15 protein-coding genes are annotated in these 17,889 nt (G+C 74.2%); 3 read left to right on the plus strand and 12 right to left on the minus strand.

All coding sequences use genetic code 11. From position 1 onward, the window contains the following. Window positions 1–53: 53 nt before the first annotated feature. The 7 genes from cobA to ABZ858_RS26085 form a co-directional block, all read right to left on the minus strand. The gene (cobA, locus tag ABZ858_RS26055; RefSeq protein ID WP_361383221.1) at window positions 54–1,286 is read right to left on the minus strand and encodes a uroporphyrinogen-III C-methyltransferase; all 1,233 of its coding nucleotides are present in this window, start codon (window positions 1,284–1,286) and stop codon (window positions 54–56) included. Between the two features lie 393 nt (window positions 1,287–1,679). After that, window positions 1,680–5,630, minus strand: a complete 3,951-nt coding sequence (gene cobT / locus ABZ858_RS26060) for a nicotinate-nucleotide--dimethylbenzimidazole phosphoribosyltransferase (protein WP_361383224.1) — start codon at window positions 5,628–5,630, stop codon at window positions 1,680–1,682. 382 nt (window positions 5,631–6,012) lie between these two features. Beyond that, the gene (gene cbiE, locus ABZ858_RS26065) at window positions 6,013–7,230 is read right to left on the minus strand and encodes a precorrin-6y C5,15-methyltransferase (decarboxylating) subunit CbiE (RefSeq protein WP_361383227.1); all 1,218 of its coding nucleotides are present in this window, start codon (window positions 7,228–7,230) and stop codon (window positions 6,013–6,015) included. 142 nt (window positions 7,231–7,372) lie between these two features. Next, complete coding sequence (locus ABZ858_RS26070; protein ID WP_361383230.1) at window positions 7,373–8,011, minus strand: GNAT family N-acetyltransferase; 639 nt, start codon at window positions 8,009–8,011, stop codon at window positions 7,373–7,375. Between the two features lie 143 nt (window positions 8,012–8,154). Beyond that, window positions 8,155–8,985: a MetQ/NlpA family ABC transporter substrate-binding protein gene (locus ABZ858_RS26075; RefSeq protein ID WP_361383233.1), complete on the minus strand. Its 831-nt coding sequence runs from the start codon at window positions 8,983–8,985 to the stop codon at window positions 8,155–8,157. Window positions 8,986–9,061: 76 nt separating this feature from the next. After that, a complete protein-coding gene (locus ABZ858_RS26080) occupies window positions 9,062–9,799 on the minus strand; it encodes a methionine ABC transporter permease (protein ID WP_361383236.1) in 738 nt (245 codons plus the stop codon). Continuing rightward, on the minus strand, window positions 9,796–10,830 hold the full coding sequence (locus ABZ858_RS26085) for an ATP-binding cassette domain-containing protein (protein ID WP_361383239.1): 1,035 nt from the start codon (window positions 10,828–10,830) through the stop codon (window positions 9,796–9,798). The genes ABZ858_RS26080 and ABZ858_RS26085 overlap by 4 nt, the downstream gene beginning before the upstream one ends. Before the next feature lie 606 nt (window positions 10,831–11,436). On the opposite strand from ABZ858_RS26085, the gene ABZ858_RS26090 reads away from it, so the two are divergent. Together ABZ858_RS26090 and ABZ858_RS26095 are read left to right on the plus strand one after the other, a co-directional pair. Continuing rightward, entirely contained in the window at window positions 11,437–11,796 is a 360-nt protein-coding gene (locus ABZ858_RS26090) for a hypothetical protein (RefSeq protein WP_361383241.1), read from the plus strand. Beyond that, a complete protein-coding gene (locus ABZ858_RS26095) occupies window positions 11,777–12,247 on the plus strand; it encodes a hypothetical protein (protein ID WP_361383244.1) in 471 nt (156 codons plus the stop codon). The genes ABZ858_RS26090 and ABZ858_RS26095 overlap by 20 nt, the downstream gene beginning before the upstream one ends. Here the strand turns inward: ABZ858_RS26095 and ABZ858_RS26100 are convergent. The 3 genes from ABZ858_RS26100 to ABZ858_RS26110 all read right to left on the minus strand — a co-directional run bounded on the left by ABZ858_RS26100 (window position 12,244) and on the right by ABZ858_RS26110 (window position 14,649). Then, window positions 12,244–12,741: a GNAT family N-acetyltransferase gene (locus ABZ858_RS26100; protein WP_361383316.1), complete on the minus strand. Its 498-nt coding sequence runs from the start codon at window positions 12,739–12,741 to the stop codon at window positions 12,244–12,246. The two genes, ABZ858_RS26095 and ABZ858_RS26100, sit on opposite strands and share 4 nt — an antisense overlap. A 45-nt stretch (window positions 12,742–12,786) precedes the next feature. Further along, window positions 12,787–13,293, minus strand: a complete 507-nt coding sequence (locus tag ABZ858_RS26105) for a sigma-70 family RNA polymerase sigma factor (protein WP_361383247.1) — start codon at window positions 13,291–13,293, stop codon at window positions 12,787–12,789. A gap of 75 nt (window positions 13,294–13,368) precedes the next feature. Beyond that, window positions 13,369–14,649, minus strand: a complete 1,281-nt coding sequence (locus tag ABZ858_RS26110; protein WP_361383250.1) for a glycerophosphodiester phosphodiesterase — start codon at window positions 14,647–14,649, stop codon at window positions 13,369–13,371. A gap of 334 nt (window positions 14,650–14,983) precedes the next feature. Here ABZ858_RS26110 and ABZ858_RS26115 point away from each other — a divergent pair, with 334 nt between their 5' ends. Continuing rightward, window positions 14,984–15,655 carry a lysophospholipid acyltransferase family protein gene (locus tag ABZ858_RS26115; protein WP_361383253.1) on the plus strand — a complete coding sequence of 224 codons (672 nt, stop codon included), beginning with the start codon at window positions 14,984–14,986 and terminating at the stop codon, window positions 15,653–15,655. Between the two features lie 120 nt (window positions 15,656–15,775). Here ABZ858_RS26115 and ABZ858_RS26120 read toward each other — a convergent pair whose 3' ends face one another. Further along, on the minus strand, window positions 15,776–17,287 hold the full coding sequence (locus tag ABZ858_RS26120; protein WP_361383256.1) for an MFS transporter: 1,512 nt from the start codon (window positions 17,285–17,287) through the stop codon (window positions 15,776–15,778). Next, window positions 17,284–17,835: a helix-turn-helix domain-containing protein gene (locus ABZ858_RS26125; RefSeq protein WP_361383259.1), complete on the minus strand. Its 552-nt coding sequence runs from the start codon at window positions 17,833–17,835 to the stop codon at window positions 17,284–17,286. The genes ABZ858_RS26120 and ABZ858_RS26125 overlap by 4 nt, the downstream gene beginning before the upstream one ends. Window positions 17,836–17,889: the final 54 nt, after the last annotated feature.

A 17,889-nucleotide genomic window follows, 5' to 3' on the forward strand; every position in this document is an offset into this window, starting at 1 on the left:
ACTGCCTTGTCCTGGAGGAAGGGGGGTGGGGAGCGGGGGCGGGGCGCCCGGGGCTACTCGGCGGGCCGCGGGCCGACCGTGACGACCGGGCCTATGACGATGACGGCCGGCGGCTTCACGCCCTGGTCGCGTACGGTCGCGGCGACGGTCGCGAGGGTGGCGTCCACGCGGCGCTGGGACGCCGTGGTGCCCTCCTGGACCAGGGCCACCGGGGTGTCGGGCGCCTTGCCGTGGGCGACCAGGGTCCCGGCGATCTGGCCGATCTTGTCGACGCCCATGAGGATCACCAGCGTCCCGGTGAGCCTGGCCAGGCTCGGCCAGTCGACCAGGGACCGTTCGTCGTCGGGGGCCACATGCCCGCTGACCACGGTGAACTCATGGGCCACGCCCCGGTGGGTGACCGGGATGCCGGCCGCGCCCGGGACCGAGACGGAGCTGGAGATGCCGGGGACCACGGTGCACGGGATGCCGGCTTCGGCCAGCGCCTGGACCTCCTCCATGCCCCGGCCGAAGACATAGGGGTCGCCGCCCTTGAGCCGGACCACCGACTTGCCCTGCCGGGCGTGCTCGACGAGGGCGTTGTTGATGGCCTCCTGAGCCATGAAGCGGCCGTAGGGGATCTTCGCGGCGTCGATCACCTCGACGTGCGGCGGGAGTTCGGCGAGCAGGTCGCGCGGGCCGAGCCGGTCGGCGATGACCACGTCGGCCTCGGCCAGCAGCCGCCGCCCGCGGACCGTGATCAGGTCGGGGTCGCCGGGGCCGCCGCCGACCAGGGCGACGCCGGGGGTGCGGGTGCGGTGGTGCGGGGCACCGAGGGTGCCGTCGCGCAGGGCGGCCACGATCGCGTCGCGGACGGCCGCGGTGTGCCGGGGGTCGCGCTCACGGGTGCCGGCGGTGAGCACGGCGACGGTGACGCCCTCGCTGTGGCCGGTGGCCGGGGTCCAGGCGGTCGCCGCCTCGGCGTCGTCGGCGCGCACGCACCACACGCGGTGCCCCTCCCCCTCGGCGGAGGCGCGGGTGTTGGCGCCGTGGTCGCTGGTGGCGATCAGGGCGTACCAGGCGCCCGCAAGGTCGCCCTCCCGGTACGGGCGGCGCTGCCAGGCGATCTCGCCGGCGTCCGCCATGGCCTCGACCGACGGGGTCGCCTCGGGCGAGACGAGGACGATGTCCGCGCCGGCCGCGATGAGCGCCGGGAGGCGGCGCTGGGCGACCTGGCCGCCGCCGAGGACGACCACGCGGCGGCCGCTCAGACGGAGGCCTACGGGGTAGGCGGGGTGTTCGGCCATGGCGGTGCGGCTCCTCGTCCGGGCGGCCGCGGCGGTGCGGCGTGGGGAAGCGGTACGGCTGGGCGCCGGGCGCTACGGCTCCGGAGCGGCCCTGACGTGCGGATTCGGATTTTAGACGTGGGTTCAGGGTACGGCGGGGCCGGGGGTGGCGTCGGGGTGGGCGGCGGGCGGGCGGCCCCTGGCCCACGGTTCGTGGGTCGGCTCACGGCCCACGACCCGTGAGTCGGCTCCCGGCCCGTGACGTCGTACGGCGGTGCCGGCGGCCTCGGTGGCCTCCGCGTACACCGGTGGCCGGGCAGGGCGTCCGCTTCGGCGTCGGGTGTCGGCGTCGGGCGTCGGCGTCGGCGGGTCCGGGGGCGCGGGGGAACGCGCCCGCCGGCCCCGCCGTACCGGCTACTTCTCGGTGACGCCCGCCGAGTCGAACGTCGCCACCTCGTGCATCGCCCGCGCCGTGCTCTGCACCAGCGGCAGCGCGAGCAGCGCGCCGGTGCCCTCGCCCAGGCGCAGGTCGAGGTCGACCAGGGGACGCAGGCCGAGCTTGTTGAGGGCGGCGACGTGCCCGGGCTCGGCGCTGCGGTGGCCCGCGATGCAGGCGGCGAGCACCTCGGGCGCGATCGCCCGGGCGACCAGCGCGGCGGCGCCCGCGCTGACGCCGTCCAGGATCACCGGCGTACGCAGGGAGGCGCCGCCGAGCAGCAGGCCGACCATGGCCGCGTGCTCGAACCCGCCGACCGCGGCGAGCACCCCGATGGGGTCGGCCGGGTCGGGCTGGTGCACGTCGAGGGCGCGGCGGACCACCTCGGTCTTGCGGGCCAGCGTCTCGTCGTTGATGCCGGTGCCCCGGCCGGTGACCTCGGCGGGGTCGGCGCCGGTGAACACCGAGATGAGCGCCGCGGACGCCGTGGTGTTCGCGATGCCCATCTCACCGGTGAGCAGCGCCTTGTTGCCGGCGGCCACCAGATCACGGGCGGTCTCGATGCCGACCTCGATGGCCTTCTTGGCCTCCTCGCGGGTCATCGCGGGGCCGGTGGTCATGTCGGACGTGCCGCCGCGGATCTTGCGGGGCAGCAGGCCCGGGGTGGCCGGCAGGTCGGCGGCGACACCCACGTCGACGACGCAGACCTCGGCACCCACCTGGGCCGCGAACGCGTTGCAGACCGCTCCCCCGCCGAGGAAGTTCGCCACCATCTGCGCGGTGACCTCCTGCGGCCAGGGGGTGACGCCCTGGGCGTGCACCCCGTGGTCACCGGCGAAGATCGCCACGGCCGCGGGCTCCGGGATCGGCGGCGGGCACTGCCGGGACAGACCGGCCAGCTGCGCGGAGATGATCTCCAGCATGCCCAGCGCCCCGGCCGGCTTGGTCATCCGCTTCTGCCGCTCCCACGCCTCGCCGAGCGCCTTGGCGTCCAGCGGGCGGATCCCGGCGACGGTCTCGGCGAGCAGGTCGTGCGGGTCCTCGCCGGGCAGCGCGCGGCGGCCGTACGTCTCCTCGTGCACGACCCAGGACAGCGGGCGCCGCTTGGACCAGCCGGCCTGCATCAGCTCGGGCTCGTCCGGGAACTCGTCGACGTAGCCGACGCACAGGTAGGCGATGACCTCCAGGTGCTCGGGCAGGCCGAGGGCGCGGACCATCTCCCGCTCGTCGAAGAAGCTGACCCAGCCGACGCCGAGGCCCTCGGCGCGGGCGGCGAGCCAGAGGTTCTCGACCGCGAGCGCGGCGGAGTACGGCGCCATCTGCGGCTGCGTGTGGCGGCCGAGGGTGTGCCGGCCGCCGCGGGTGGGGTCGGCGGTCACGACGATGTTCACCGGGGTGTCGAGGATGGCCTCGATCTTCAGTTCCTTGAACTGCTTGGCCCGGCCCTTGGGCAGCGACTTGGCGTACGCGTCGCGCTGCCGCATGGCCAGTTCGTGCATCGCGCGCCGGGTCTCGGCGGAGCGGATGACGACGAAGTCCCAGGGCTGGGAGTGGCCGACGCTGGGCGCGGTGTGGGCGGCCTCCAGGACGCGGAGCAGCACCTCGTGCGGGATGGGGTCGCCGCGGAAGCCGTTGCGGATGTCGCGGCGCTCGCGCATCACCTTGAGCACGGCCTCGCGCTCGGCCTCGTCGTAGCCGGGCGCGGCCGGGCCGGTGGGCCGCGGTGCCTGGGCCACCGCGGCCGGGCTCTCTTCCTGGTGCTGGTCCGTGCGCTGGTCCGCGTGCTGCTCCACGGGCCGGTCCTGCTGCTCTTCCTGGTCGGCGTCCCGGGTGGCCAGGTCGTCCGCCCGCTGGGCCACCTCGGGGTCCGGCTCCCCAGTGGCAGCGACGGGGGCGGCGGCGCCGTCGCGGGGGGCGGGGACCGTGGCCACGGGGGCCTGGGGGGCCTGCTCCGCCGGTACGACGAGGGGGTGCGGCGGGGTCGGTGCCAGGTGCGGGGTGGTGGGCACCGAGCCCTCGACCGGCACGAACTGGCCGAGGGGGGCGTCGGCGGGCGGCGCGTTCTCGGGGGTGGCCGCTTCCGGGAGCGCCGCGGTGTCGGGGAGCACCGTGTCGGGGGTCTGGGGGGCCTCGGGCGCGGCGGGGGCGGGGGCGGGGGCCTTGGGAGGCTCGGGGGTCGCGGGCAGGGCTGCCTCGGCCGGGGCGGGGTCGGCCGGAGCGGGCTCGGCCGGGGCGGGGGCCTGGGCTTCCGCCTCCTCCGCCGCCGCGTCAGCCGCTACCGCTGCGTCCGGGGCCTCCGGGACGACGACCGGGGCTTCTGGTGCGACCGGGGCCGCTTCGGGCTCGATCACCGGGGTGACGGGCTGAGGGTCGGCCGGTGCGGCCGGTCCGTCCAGGGGGGCGGCCTCGGCGGCGGGGGCCGGGGCGGCCTGGTCCTGCTCTTCGGGCGCGGCGGGCGCGGCGGGCGCGGCCGGCTCCGGGGCTGCGGGCGTCTCCGTGGCCGGGAGTGCGTCCGTACCGGTCGCGTCGGCCGAGGCCGGGATCGCCGGGTCCGCCGCGACCGGAACCTCGGGGGCCACCGGCTGCGGCTGCTCCGCCGTGGGGGCCTCGCCGGACTCGGGGGCGGCCTCGACGGGAACGGCGGGCTGAGCGGCGGCGGCTGCGGGCGCGGGTACGACCTCCTGGGCGTCCACGGGCGCGGGAGCGTCCACCGCCGCGGGGGCGGGTACGGCCTCGGGGGCCGCGAGCGGCTGGGGCTGGGCCGCTTCGGGCGCGGACGTGTCCTCTGTCGCCTGCTCGGTCCCGGCGGTCTGCTGTACCTCGGCGGTCTCTTCGGGGGCGGGCGCACCGGCGGGCTGGGCGGGGTCGTCCACGGCCGGGGCCTGTGCGGTCTCCGTGACTCCGTCCGGCACCGGGGCCTCGGCGGCCTCGGGAGCCTGTGCGGCGGCGGGGACCTGGGCAGGCTCCGGCGCCTGGGCCACGGCCTCCGTGACCGCCCGGGCGTCAGCCGGGGCCTCGGCGGGCGCGGGGGGTTCGACGGACTCCGCAGCGTGGACGGTCTCCGCAGCGTGGGCGGGCTCCGCAGCATGGACGGGCTCCGGTGCCCGCGCGGCCTCGGGCGCCTGCGTCTCGGCCGGGGCCTGTGCGGCCTCCGGGGCCTCGATCAGGCCCTCCGCCGCTTGGGTGGCCTCACCCTCGGGAGCGGTGTCCCCGGTCGTGGGAACCTCCGCGTGCGCGTGCTCGGCGCCCTCCGGTGCCTGGGCGTCGGCGATGTCCTGCGGTGCCGGAGCGGGCGCGGTGGCCTGGGCCGCGAGTCGGGCCATGGTCGCCTGGGCCGGGCCGACCGGCTCGGCCTCCGGGACAACCGTTTCCGCGGCCGTCCCCCAGGGCTCCGCCTGGGACGGCACGGGAGCCGTCGCGGCGGCCTGGGCACCCCAGGGGGCGCCGCCCTGCGGCGCGCTCCTGCGGGCGGCGGCCTGCGCGGTGTCCGAGTGCTCGGGGCCGGCGGCGGGCGGTCCGGGCTGCCGTACCGGCGCGTCCGCGGGGCCGCGGTCGGCGAGGGAGCGGACCGGGCTGGCGGAGGCGTCGGGGATCACCGGGCCGAGGTGCAGCGGGCGGCGCGGCGGCGCGGCCGGCGCGGCCGCCGTCGGGTCGGGGTGCAGGACGGCGCCGAGGTCGACGGAACCGCTGTCGCGGCCGGAGATCTCGTGCGGGCCCGGCTCGTGGACGGCCTCGACGACCGGCTCAGGGGCGGGCGGCGGCACCTCGTTGCCCCAGGCGCCCTGGGCGCCCGGCAGCAGCAGGTCTTCGTCCTCGGCGGGAGACTCGGACAGGTAGGTGTACACGCCGTGTGCGGGGACGCCCGGCTGCTCCACCATGCCTGCGCTCTCCGGCAGTCCCTCGCCCGGGACCTGGCCGGTGTCGGTCATGCGTACCCCTCGCCCATCGGTTAGTGCTCCTACGACCAGCTCACCGGGAACGGCGCACCGACCGCCCCCAGTGAAGAACGAGCGTCCGTGCCCTGCGGCACGAACGACCCGCCCGTAAAAGGCGACAAAGCCATTGAGTGGCATTCTCGCGGTCGGACGGCCGCCGCGACAGCGTCATCCGCCACGGTCCGCTGTGGACTGCGCCACGTTGCGCGTCCTCCGGTTCTGCCGTACCGCACCCCTGGCAGAACGGGCGGGTTTTCCGGACATTGCCGAACGAAGCTCCGGGTCACCCAGTGCGGTACAACGATCGGCCAGCCTACCGCGCGCGGTACGACAAACCGATCACGGGGCGTGGTCCGGGGCTCTGGTCCGCGGGCCCTCAGCGGGCCGCCCGGCTCCGCACGATCTCGCCGGTGAGCAGGAACGCGACGCTCCGCTCGGTCTCCGTCCAGGCGCGGGTGTCGAGTTCGACGGCCTGGAGCAGCGCGCACTCGACGCGGTAGCCGTGCTCGGTGAGGTCGCGGCCGATGAGTTCGGCCGCGTCGCGGGTGGCGGAGTGGGCGACGATGCGCTCGGGGCGGCGGTCGGCGACCGCGGCGACCACGGCCGCGCCGCCGCAGCCGACGCGTACGACGTCCGGTTCCGGCAGGTCCTCCAGGACGTGCGGGGCGGTGCCGTGCACGGTCTGGAGTTGGACGCCGAAGCGGCGGGCGGCGGCCTCGGTGCGGGCGCAGGCGTCCGGATCGCGGTCGACGGCGATGACGGCGGCGCCGCCGCGGGCGGCCTCGGTGGCGAAGGCCCCGCTGCCGCAGCCGATGTCCCACACGAGGTCGCCGACGCGTGGTCCGAGGCGGGCGAGTTGGGCGGCCCGGAGCAGTTCCGTCTCGCCCTCGCCGAGCGTGCCGTCGTAGGCCGCCGCGGGCCGCGTCCAGCCGCGCGGTCCGGCGGCCGGGTCGCGCCCGGCGATCCAGCCGCCGTCCTCGCCGGCCGCGGGGCCGCCGCCGATGACGATGACGACGTTCGGGTCGCGCCAGGTGTGGTCGGCGGCCCGGTCGGAGGTGACGATGGTGACCTGTTCGCGGTCGGTGCCCAGTTCCTCGCAGATGACGAAGGTGCGGTGCACGCCCTCCAGCAGCAGGCCGAGTTCGGCGGGTCCGGCGCCGGGGGCGGTGAGCACGGCGACCTTGGTGTGGGCGCGGCACACGTTCACCGCGCGGCGCAGGGTGCGCTTGTGGGCGACGACCACTTGGGCGTCGTCCCAGGGCATGCCGGCGCGGGCGAAGGCGGCGGCCACCGAGGAGACGGCGGGCACGACCTCGACCTCCAGGCCGAACTCGGGTGCGCGCAGGGTCCGTACGACGCCGAAGAAGCCGGGGTCGCCGTCGGCGAACACCACGGCGGTGCCGCGGTGGCCGGCGATGCGGCGGGCGGCGAGGGCGACGCTGCCGAGGCGGACGCGCTCGGCGGCGGGGGGCACCTCGGGCAGGACCAGGTGGTGGGGGGCGCCCGCCACGAGGGTGGCGGCGCCCAGTGCGCCGCGTGCCGCGTCGGTCAGCGGCGAGCCGTCCCAGCCGATCACCGTGACCCGGTCGGCCATCGTTGTCAGTCTCCAGGGGAAGTCGCAGGTCGTCAGGGGCGCGGTTCGTCGGGGGCGGCGTCCGCGGGCGGACTCCGTGAGGTTACCCGGTGGGGCCGCGGGGCGCGGCACGACGGGCCGCCGCCGGGTCCGGTCCCGCAGGTCAGTTCCAGTCCGGGAAGGAGGTGAATCCGCTGGTGTCGGCGAGTTCGTCCCCGGCGCCGTCCAGATCCTCGGGCAGCAGGCTCCAGACGATGAAGTCGGTGCGCACCTCGGTCCAGGTGCCGTCCTCGGTGCGTGTGCGGGCTATGCAGGCGCCGCGCAGCACGCCCTCGCTGATGCAGCCGATCTTCTGGGCGACCTGCTGGGAGGCGGTGTTGTCGGCGGCGGTGCGCAGTTCGACGCGCTCGAACTCCTGGTCGCCGAGCAGCCACTGGGCGGTGGCCAGGGCCGCTTCACTGGCGTAGCCCTCGCCGCGGGCCCAGGGGGCGATGACGTACGACAGCTCGGTGGACCTGATGTGCCAGTTGGTCTTGGTGAGCTGGACGATGCCGACCAGGCGCTGGGTGAGGAACTCGGTGACGGCGAGGTCGAGGCCGCGGCCGGTGGTGCGCTCGGCCGGGGCGTACTCGGTGATCCAGGAGCGTGCGCCGCTCTCGGTGAAGGGCTGGGGGACGTCGGTCCAGGCCGTGACCTGTTCGTCGTTCATCATCTCGGCCAGTGCGGGCACGTCGTCCTCGTCGAGAGGGCGCAGCACCAACCGCTCCGTGTTGATGGAGATGTTGGGGAAGGTGCTAGTCATGGCGCCGCTCCGTAACCTTCGGAAATGCCGTCAGGGCCTGCTGAACTGTCCAGCATGCAGCATGGGGCGGCCCGGCCGCACCACGGGGTCCACTCCCCGCGGAAGTGGACCCCGTGCGGTGCGGCGGGCGGCCGCGGCGCGGCTCAGAAGGCCGGGACGACCGCTCCGTCGTACTTGTCCTCGATGAACTTCTTCACCTCGGGCGAGGTGAGCAGCTTGGCGAGCTTCTTCACCCGGGGGTCGTTCTCGTCGCCCTTCTTCACGGCCAGGAAGTTGGCGTACGGGTTGCCCTTGGCGGACTCGGCGGCCAGGGCGTCCTTGGCCGGGCTGAGCTTGGCCTCCAGGGCGTAGTTGCCGTTGATCACCGCGGCGTCGACGTCACCGAGGGAGCGGGGCAGCTGGGCCGCCTCCAGCTCCTTGAACTTGAGGCCCTTGGGGTTGTCGGTGACGTCCTTGGGGGTCGCCTCGTAGCCGGCGCCGGCCTTCAGCTTGAGCAGGCCGTTGGCCTCCAGCAGCTTGAGCGCGCGGGCCTCGTTGGTGGTGTCGTTGGGAAGGGCGACGGTGGCGCCCTTCTTGAGGTCCGCGAGCTTCTTGACGCTCTTGGAGTAGACGCCGAGCGGCTCCAGGTGGACGGTGCCGCCGGGCACCGGCACGATGTCGGTGCCGTTCTTCTTGTTGAAGTCGTCCAGGTACGGCTTGTGCTGGAAGTAGTTGGCGTCGACCTGGCCCTGCTGGACGGCCGTGTTGGGGGTCACGTAGTCGGTGAACTCCTTGACCTCCAGCTTGAGGCCGGCCTTCTGCGCCAGGTGGTCCTTGACGTAGCCGAGGATCTCGCCCTGCGGGGTGGGGGTGGCGGCGACCGTCAGCGGGGCGTCGGCGTCGGACGTGTGGGAGCCGGAGCCGCAGGCGGTGAGCCCGAAGGTGAGGGCTCCGGCGGCCAGCGCGGCGGCGGTGATCTTGGCGGTGTTACGCACGAAAAGTGCCTTTCCTTGGGTGGTGCGGCCCCGTAGGGGTGTTACGGGGAGACGGGGGGTCGGCGCGGGCGGCGGCTCAGGCGACCTTGCCGACCTCGCCGGCGACCGGCTCGCCGGGCTTGAGCAGCCGCAGCCTGGGCGCCGGGCCCGAGCGGCCGCCGCGCCGGTGCAGGGAGCGGGCGGCGAAGTCGCCGGCGAACTGGATGAGCGAGATGACCACGGCGAGGATCGCCACGGTGATCCACATCAGCTGGGTCTCGAAGCGCTGGTAGCCGTAGCGGATGGCGATGTCGCCGAGGCCGCCGGCGCCGACCGTGCCGGCCATCGCGGAGTAGCCGATGAGGGCGACGATCGTGGTCGTGGTGGAGGCGATGAGGGACGGCAGCGCCTCGGGGACGAGGACCTTGCGCACGATGGTCCAGGTGTTGCCGCCCATCGCCTGCACGGCCTCGACCAGTCCGCCGTCCACCTCGCGCACGGCGGTCTCCACCAGCCGCGCGAAGAAGGGGATGGCGCCGATGGCCAGCGGCACGATGGCGGCCTCACGGCCGATGGTGGTCCCGGTGACCCAGCGGGTGAAGGTCATCAGGGCGACCATGAGGATGATGAAGGGCATCGAGCGGGCGATGTTCACCACCTGCCCGATGACCTTGTTCGCCAGCACGTTCTGCAGCAGGCCGCCCCGGTCGGTGAGGACGAGCAGGACGCCGAGCGGGAGTCCGGCGACCACCGCGACGAGGGTGGACCAGCCGACCATGTAGAGGGTGTCCCAACACGCCTGGGACAGCAGGGGCTGCATCTCGGACCAGGTCACTTGGCACCTTCCTTCACCAGCGGGCTCTCCTGGCCCACGACGTCGATCTGCAGGCCCTGCTCGCGCAGGAAGCCGATGGGCACGACGTTGTCCTCGTAGCGGCCGGGCAGTTCGATGCGCATCCGGCCGACCTGGAGGCCGGCGACGGTGTCGATGGCGGCGCCCAGGATCGATATGTCGATGTTGTAGGTGCGGGCGAGCTGCGAGACCACGGGCTGGGTGGCGGCCTCGCCGTGGAAGGTGACGTCGAGGACGGTGCGGTCGGCGCCGGTGGCCTCGCCGCCGACCGGGAAGAGCGCGGAGGCCAGCTGGGAGCCCGGGGTGGCGAGCAGTTCGCTGACCGTGCCGGACTCGACGACGCGGCCCTTCTCCATGAGCGCGGCCGAGTCGCAGATCGACTTCACGACGTCCATCTCGTGCGTGATGAGCAGGACGGTCAGGCCGAGCTGGCGGTTCAGGTCGCGCAGCAGCTGGAGGATGGAGCGGGTGGTCTCCGGGTCGAGGGCGCTGGTCGCCTCGTCGGAGAGCAGCACCTTGGGGTCGCCGGCCAGGGCGCGGGCGATGCCGACGCGCTGTTTCTGGCCGCCGGAGAGCTGGGCGGGGTAGGCGCCGGCCTTGTCGGCGAGGCCGACCAGGTCGAGCAGTTCCAGCGCCCTGCGGGAACGTTCCTTCCCCGACTTCCCGAGGATCTCCAGGGGCAGTTCGACGTTGTCCCGCACGGTGCGCGAGGACAGCAGGTTGAAGTGCTGGAAGACCATGCCGATCCGGGTGCGGGCCTGCCGCAGTTCCTTGCCGGCCCGCGGGCCGCGGCCGGCCAGGGCCGTGAGGTCCCGTCCGGCGACGGTGACCGTGCCGGAGGTGGGCCGCTCCAGCAGGTTGATGCAGCGGATCAGCGAGGACTTGCCGGCGCCGGACTGGCCGATGACGCCGTACACCTCGCCTTCGCGGACATGCAGGTCGACGCCGTCGAGGGCGGTGACCTCGCGACCGCGCGAGCGGTAGACCTTGGTGAGGCCCGATGTGGTGATCACGTGGGTTTCCGTCACTGTCGAGTGCGCGGCGCGTCGTGGGCGCCGGGCACGGCGTTCATGGTCGGGTGCGGCCGGAACGCGGCACGTCCTACGCGCTGTGGCGGGAAGGAACGTGCGCGCGGGCAGAGGCTCGGTCGCGGCCGCCGGGTGGACCGGACGGGGGCGCGGACATGAGCGGGCTCTCGCTTCGGGGCGCGAGGCGGGTGGTGCAGGGGCCCTCTAGAAGGCGCGCATTCGACGCACAGGACACATACAACGAGCACCGGGCGTCATGGTCGCCTCGGTCGCAGGGATGCGGCAGCTCGTCGTGGTCATGGGGCTCAGTAAACCAGACCGGCGCCGCGGGCACGGTCCCGCTGTCCGCATCCTGGACAGCCGCGGACACTCCGGGGGCGCTCCCGCGGACCTCCCCGGACACGCCCCCGACCAGCGGCGACACGGCCGGCGCGGGCCCGGCGGGTGTCCGGTGGGTGTCCGGCCGCCACCTCTCCGGGTGCGCCCGGCGGGGCGGGCTGTGGTCAACGCCACGGCCGTCCGCCCGCCCCGGCCGGCCGCGCCGCCGGGGCGGGCGCGATGGGGGTCTTCGGCCCGTAATAGGGTCGCAGCATGCTTGCTGCCCTGACGCTGGTGACCGGCGTCGCCGCCTTGCTGCTCGCCGCCTGGTGCGGCTGGGCGGCCTACCGCGACCAGCCGACGAAGGACTGGCACTTCATCGGCATGGCCGTGGTCTCGCTGCTCGCCCTGGTGCAGCTGGTGGTCGGGATCGTGGCGCTGGCGCGGGGCGAGCAGGCGGACCAGGGCACGACGATCTTCGTGGCGTACCTGATCGGCGCCGCCGCCTGCGTCCCGGCGGCGGGCTTCATGTCGCTGGCGGAGCGCACGCGCTGGGGCTCGGTGACGGTCGCGGCCGGCGGGATCGTGCTCGCCGTCCTGGAGGTACGGCTCTATGACATCTGGGGAGGCTGAGGTGGCGACATCCGGGGAGGCCGAGACGGCCACCGTGCGCGAGGAGCCGGCGAGGACCCGGCTCATCGGCGGCCCGGGCATCCTGCTGGTCTGGCTCTACGGCGTGATGGTCGTCGGCGCGGTCTCCCGCTCCGTCTACCAGATCGCCACCGACTTCGGCCGGGCCCCGCTCGCCTACTCGCTCTCGGCGCTGGCCGGGCTGGTCTACGGCTTCATCACGTACTCGCTGGTGCGCGGCGGGGAGAGGGCCCGCCGGACGGCGCTGGTGTGCTGCGCCGCCGAGCTGGTGGGGGTGGTGACGGTCGGGACCTGGACCCTTGTCGAACCGTCCGCGTTCGCGGACTCGACCGTGTGGTCGTACTACGGCATGGAGTACCTCTTCATTCCGGTGCTGCTGCCCCTGTCGGCGCTGCGCTGGCTGCGCAAGGCACGCCGGCCCCTCCCCGCCTAGGCGGTCGCCACGTACGCGCCGGCCGGCTTCTCCAGGAGGATCATCGGGACGCCCTCGGGGCTGTCGACGGTGCCCACCATCTGGTAGCCCACCCGCCGGTACAGCCGCAGGCTGCCCTCGCTGCGGTGGCCCGTGAACAGGCGGAACACGGTGGCGCCGTGCTGTTCGGACAGGGCCGCCTCGGCCGCGCGCAGCAGCCGGGCGCCGATGCCATGGCCCTGGAGGCGCGGGTGGACGCAGAGCCTGCCGATGCGGGCGGCGCCCTCCTCGGTGAGGCGGCCGCGCACCGAGCCGACCACCTCGTCCCCGAGCCGGGCCACGAAGAAGCAGTCCCGGGCGACCTCCGCGCGCAGCGAGTCCAGGGTCTGGACCAGCGGGTCGATGCGGTAGTTGCCGTAGAGCGCGGCCTCGCCCTGGAAGCACAGGTACTGCAGCTTGAGAATCTGCTCCGCGTCCTGCCCGGTCGCCGCAGAGATGGTCACGCTCATGCCCATGTGCGCACGCCTCCCGCTCACCTGATCACCTGTCGTCCCCCACTCCTATCCCCGTGCTCCACGAGCCGCAACCTCCGGCGCCAGCAAACGCCGCAGACATCCCAGACATCTGGAGCGTTCCGGGCCGAGGCTGCCCTGTGAGATACCCAACTCCCCCGCGATCTCCCGGTAGGTGAGGTCCCGCGGCGACAGCAGCGCCTCAAGCAGCCGGGGGCAGCGGCCGGGCAGCCGGCGCACCGCCTCGTGCAGGGCGCGCCCGCGGGCGGCGGCCAGGGCGAGGTGCTCGGGGCCTCGCTCGCTGTCCTCGGCGGGCTCCAGGCCGTACGGCCGCTCGATGCTGACGGTGCGTCGGGTGCGGCGCGCCTCGGAGCGGACGGCCTTGCGCAGCCAGCCCTGCGGGTCGCGCGGCGGGCCGTCCGCCTCCAGGCGCTCCAGCAGGCGCAGCCAGACCGCCTGTTCCAGGTCGCCCGGCTCCGTTCCGGCGGCATGTGCCTCCGCCGAAGCCTCGGCGAGGAGCAGGGGGCGCAGGGCGGCGAGCAGGTCGGGTGTCATATGCGGCACGACGCGGCCGCCCCGGCGGAAGTTGCCGAAGCGGCCGTGGGTTCACCCCGACGAGGGCGGGTCGGTTCAGTGGTTGACGCCGCGGCGGCGCAGGAAGTCCTCGCGGGCGAGCAGCGCGGTGTCGGCGTTGTCGGTGAAGATGCCGTCGACGCCGGTCGCGAAGTACTCCTGGAACACGGCGAAGGAGTTGCCGTAGGCGTCCGGGGCCGTGCCCTTGCGGAACTTCGGCGGCAGGAAGGGGTTCTCGTTGCGCAGGGTGTAGGGGTGCAGCACCAGGCCGGCGGCGTGCGCGTCGCGCACCAGCGTGCTGGGCCGGCCGAGGTCGCCGTCGGGGCGCTTGGGGATGACGAGGTCGGTGGTGGGGCCGATGCCCTGCGCGTAGGAGGCGATCTCCTTGAGGCCCTCGGGGGTGATCAGGTCGGCGACCGTGCGCGGGTCGCCGGTGGCGACGAAGTCGTACGGGCGGCTGCCCGCGTCCGACAGCAGCACCACGAGCGGGTTGCCGACGAGCCGGTTCAGCCGCTGGATGCTGGTGGGTTCGAAGGACTGCAGGATGACCGGCGCGTCCTTGCCGTCCTTGCCGTGCCGGCGCAGCAGCTTCGCGACGCGCTCCTCCAGGCCGAGGCCCAGGGCGCGGAAGTAGGTGGGGTGCTTGGTCTCCGGGTAGATCCACACCTGCCGGCCGCGCCTGCGGGTCTGCTCGTCCTGCCAGACGAGGACCTCTTCGAAGGTGGGGATCTGCCAGCGGCCGTTGTAGAGGGTGTTGTGCGGGCGGTTGGCCGGGATGCGTTCGACCGCGCGCAGCCGCTTCAGCTCGGCGAGGGTGAAGTCCTCGGTGAACCAGCCGGTGGTGGGCACCCCGTCGAGGGTCTTGGTGGTCCTGCGGGCGGCGAACTCGGGGTGGTCCGCGACGTCGGTGGTGCCGCCGATCTCCGGCTCGTGCCGGCACACCAGATGGCCGTCCCGGGTGGGTACCAGATCGCCGGCCTCGACGACATGGGCGCCGAGGTCGAGGGCCAGGTCGTAGGAGCCGAAGGTGTGCTCGGGCCGGTAGCCGCTGGCGCCCCGGTGGCCGATGACGGTCGGCACGGGCAGGCTGCGCAGACCGCCGCCCCGGTGGCCGGCGCCCCGGCTTCCCGCCGCACCGCCCTGGCCCGCCCCGCCCTGGCCGACACCGCCCGTACCGGCACCGCCCTCGGCGGCCCCCGCCGTGCCGGGCAGGCCGAGGACCGCTCCCCCGGCGCCGAGCACCGCGGCACCGAGCAGCGCCCGGCGTCCGGTGCCGCCGCCCGTCGGCTCGCCGGACTCCCGCGTCGCCGCCCGCTCGTCCGGCTGCTGCGTCCCCATGAATGACCGCCTCCTGGTCTGGTGTCGCCTGGTCTCGTGTCGTCGGTGCGCGCCGATCGTAGGGGCGCGGGGATGACGGCCGGGAGACCGCGGACGGAACAGGGGGGTGCCGCCGGATGACGTACCGGCCCGGCGGGTGGTGCCCGTAATGTGCGTCACATCGTGCAGGGGCGGTCACCAGGCTGTGACGAGCCTTGTGCGCAGGTGAACGTACCGTCAACAGTGCGTAAGAGGCGGTGAGCCCGATGTGCATTCCGACCCGGGCCGCGAGTATCGTCCTCACCTGCACAGATCCAGAGAGAACCCAGAGAACCCCTTGACACCGGAGGGCCTGTTGTCCCGCTTCGCGCTCATCAAGGCAGTGCTCGGCCCGATCATGCGCCTGATGTTCCGGCTCCGGGCGGAGGGCGCGGAGCGCATTCCCGGCGAGGGCCCGGTCATCCTGGCCGGCAACCACCTCACGTTCATCGACTCGATGATCCTGCCGCTGGTCTGCGACCGTCAGGTCTTCTTCATCGGCAAGGACGAGTACGTCACCGGCAAGGGGTTCAAGGGCCGCCTGATGGCCTGGTTCTTCACCGGCGTCGGCATGGTCCCGGTCGACCGGGACGGCGGCCGGGGCGGGGTCGCGGCGCTGATGACCGGCCGCCGGATCCTGGACGAGAACAACATCTTCGGCATCTACCCGGAGGGCACCCGCTCCCCCGACGGCCGCCTGTACCGGGGGCGCACGGGCATCGCGCGGCTGACGCTGATGACCGGCGCCCCGGTGGTGCCGTTCGCGATGATCGGCACGGACAAGCTGCAGCCGGGCGGCTCGGGGCTGCCCCGGCCGGGCAAGGTCACCGTGCGGTTCGGTGAGCCCATGGAGTTCTCGCGGTACGAGGGCATGGACCGGGACCGGTATGTGCTGCGGGCGGTGACCGACTCGGTGATGACGGAGGTCATGCGGCTGTCGGGGCAGGAGTACGTGGACATGTACGCCACCAAGGCGAAAGCGGCGTAGGCCGCCGGCGGTTGTGCGGGGCTCCTCCGCGGGGTTTCGCCGTGGTGCCGGGTGCGGGTTCGTTGTGGCTGCGCGCGCAGTTCCCCGCGCGCCCCTTCGGGGCGCTTCTCGGTTGGAGTTCTACAGTTTCTGGCCCTTCAGCAGGAACCATGCGGCTGCCGCCGTGGCCAGGAGGACGGCCGCGCCGGCGCCCGAGGCCAGGTGGAGGCCGTGGACGAAGGCGTCGCGGGCCGCGCTGAGCATGGCTTCCGCGGTGGGGGCCGGCAGGCCCGCCGCCGTCTCCACCGCGCCGCCCAGTGACTCGTGGGCCTGCGGCGGGGTGCCGCTCGGGCCGGTGAAGCCGCGGTAGGCGGCCGTCACGATCGAGCCGAGCAGGGCGATGCCCAGGGCCGCGCCGAGTTCGTACGCCGTCTCGGAGACCGCCGAGGCGGCGCCCGCCTGGTCCTTGGGCACGCTGGAGAGGATCACGTCGGCGGTCACCGTGAAGGAGAGGCCGGCGCCGACGCCGACCACCAGCAGGGCCGCGCCGAGCAGCGGATAGCCGGTGGAGGCGCTGAGCGTGGTCAGCGCCGCGAGGGCCAGTCCGACCGCGGCCAGGCCGCCGGAGACCACGGCCCGCACCGAGAAGCGGCGCGCGGCCTGCCCGGCCACGAGTCCGGCCGCCACCGCGCCCACCGCGGCGGGCAGTTCGGCCAGGCCCGCCTCGAACGGCCTCCTGCCCTGGACCAGTTGCAGGTACTGGGAGAGGAAGAAGACCAGTCCGGACATGCCGAGGACGGTCAGCAGGTCGGCGAGGACGGCGCCGCTGAAGCCGCGGTTGCGGAACAGCCGCATGTCCAGCAGCGGCCGGGGCATGGTCAGCTGGCGGCGGGCGAACCCGTACAGTCCGGCCGCGCCGAGGAGTCCGGCGCCGAGCACCGCCGGGCCGAAGCCGTGCGCGGCGGCCTCCTTGACCGCGTACACGGTGGCGATCATGCCGACCAGCGACAGCAGGACGCTGGCCAGGTCCCACGGGCCCGGGTCCGGGTTGCGGGACTCGGGCAGCAGCTTGGCGCCGACCAGGACGAGGACCGCCATCACCGGCAGGTTGATCAGGAAGACCGAGCCCCACCAGAAGTGTTCGAGCAGGAAGCCGCCGGCGATCGGGCCGACGGCCATGCCGGCGGAGGCGGCCGCGCCCCAGACGCCGACGGCGAGGCTGCGCTCGCGCGGGTCGTGGAAGAGGTTGCGGATCAGGGCGAGCGTGGCCGGCATCAGGGTGGCGCCGGCGACGCCGAGCAGCGCCCGCGCCAGGATCATCATCTCCGGTGATCCGGCGTAGGCGTTGAGCACGGAGATCGCGCCGAAGGCGACGGCGCCGACGAGCAGGATCCGCTTGCGGCCGATGCGGTCGCCGAGGCTGCCCATGGAGACGAGCAGGCCGGCGATGACGAACGAGTAGACGTCGCCTATCCACAGCAGTTGGGTGCCCGAGGGCCGCAGGTCCTCGCTGATGTAGGGCGTCGCGAGACCGAGGACGGTCGCGTCGACGGCCACCAGCAGCACGGCCAGCACGAGGACGGCCAGCGCGAGCCAGCGGCCCGGCCGCTTCTCCGCTTCCGCCGTGTTCGCCGGCTGCAGGGTGCTGGTCATGGTTCCTCTCTCCGTAGTGCGCCGCCGAGCAGCAGCTCGACGATCATGTAGGTGAAGTCCTTGCCGGCCACCCGGCCCTCGGTCACGGCCCAGGCGCCGGAGGCCATCAGGCCGTACAGCGCCTCGGTGAGCCAGGCCGGGGTCAGGTCGATGCGGAACTCGCCGCTCGCCTGGCCGCGCCGGAACAGGGCCTCGATCCGCTCGTCGATCCGGGCCCAGCCCGCGTTCCGCTCCTCGCCCTCGAACAGCTGGTTCTCGGTGTAGAGGAAGGCCAGCAGGCCGGCCGCGGGCTCCGTCTCCCGGATGAGCCGGGTCACGGCGTCGCGTGCCGGGCCCTCGTGCGGGCGGGCGGCGTCCAGTGCCGCCTCGCACTCGGCGATGCCCAGCGACTCCAGGGCCCGCACCAGCGCGTCGCGCCCGGCGAAGTGCCGGTGCAGCGTGGCCCGGCTGATCCCGGCCGCCTTGGCGACCTCGTCCATGGTCGCGGTGGACTTGCGGGTCAGCAGGGCCGCGGCGGTGCGCAGCACGTGGTCACGATCGACAGCCATGAGACAAGGGTAACCCATATGAGACACAGATGTCTCATGAAGGGTGTGGATGTC

It is taken from the genome of Streptomyces sp. NPDC047017 (assembly GCF_040644175.1).
Lineage (GTDB): Bacteria > Actinomycetota > Actinomycetes > Streptomycetales > Streptomycetaceae > Streptomyces.

What these genes read in the sequence shown, in the direction of transcription:
- ABZ858_RS26105 (WP_361383247.1), bottom strand. Translation starts at nt 13,293, where the DNA reads ATGACACCCGACCTGCTCGCCGCCCTGCGCCCCCTGCTCCTCGCCGAG.
- ABZ858_RS26090 (WP_361383241.1), top strand. Translation starts at nt 11,437, where the DNA reads ATGCTTGCTGCCCTGACGCTGGTGACCGGCGTCGCCGCCTTGCTGCTC.
- ABZ858_RS26095 (WP_361383244.1), top strand. Translation starts at nt 11,777, where the DNA reads ATGACATCTGGGGAGGCTGAGGTGGCGACATCCGGGGAGGCCGAGACG.
- cobT (WP_361383224.1), bottom strand. Translation starts at nt 5,630, where the DNA reads ATGACCGACACCGGCCAGGTCCCGGGCGAGGGACTGCCGGAGAGCGCA.
- ABZ858_RS26070 (WP_361383230.1), bottom strand. Translation starts at nt 8,011, where the DNA reads ATGACTAGCACCTTCCCCAACATCTCCATCAACACGGAGCGGTTGGTG.
- ABZ858_RS26120 (WP_361383256.1), bottom strand. Translation starts at nt 17,287, where the DNA reads ATGACCAGCACCCTGCAGCCGGCGAACACGGCGGAAGCGGAGAAGCGG.
- cbiE (WP_361383227.1), bottom strand. Translation starts at nt 7,230, where the DNA reads ATGGCCGACCGGGTCACGGTGATCGGCTGGGACGGCTCGCCGCTGACC.
- ABZ858_RS26100 (WP_361383316.1), bottom strand. Translation starts at nt 12,741, where the DNA reads ATGGGCATGAGCGTGACCATCTCTGCGGCGACCGGGCAGGACGCGGAG.
- cobA (WP_361383221.1), bottom strand. Translation starts at nt 1,286, where the DNA reads ATGGCCGAACACCCCGCCTACCCCGTAGGCCTCCGTCTGAGCGGCCGC.
- ABZ858_RS26110 (WP_361383250.1), bottom strand. Translation starts at nt 14,649, where the DNA reads ATGGGGACGCAGCAGCCGGACGAGCGGGCGGCGACGCGGGAGTCCGGC.
- ABZ858_RS26125 (WP_361383259.1), bottom strand. Translation starts at nt 17,835, where the DNA reads ATGGCTGTCGATCGTGACCACGTGCTGCGCACCGCCGCGGCCCTGCTG.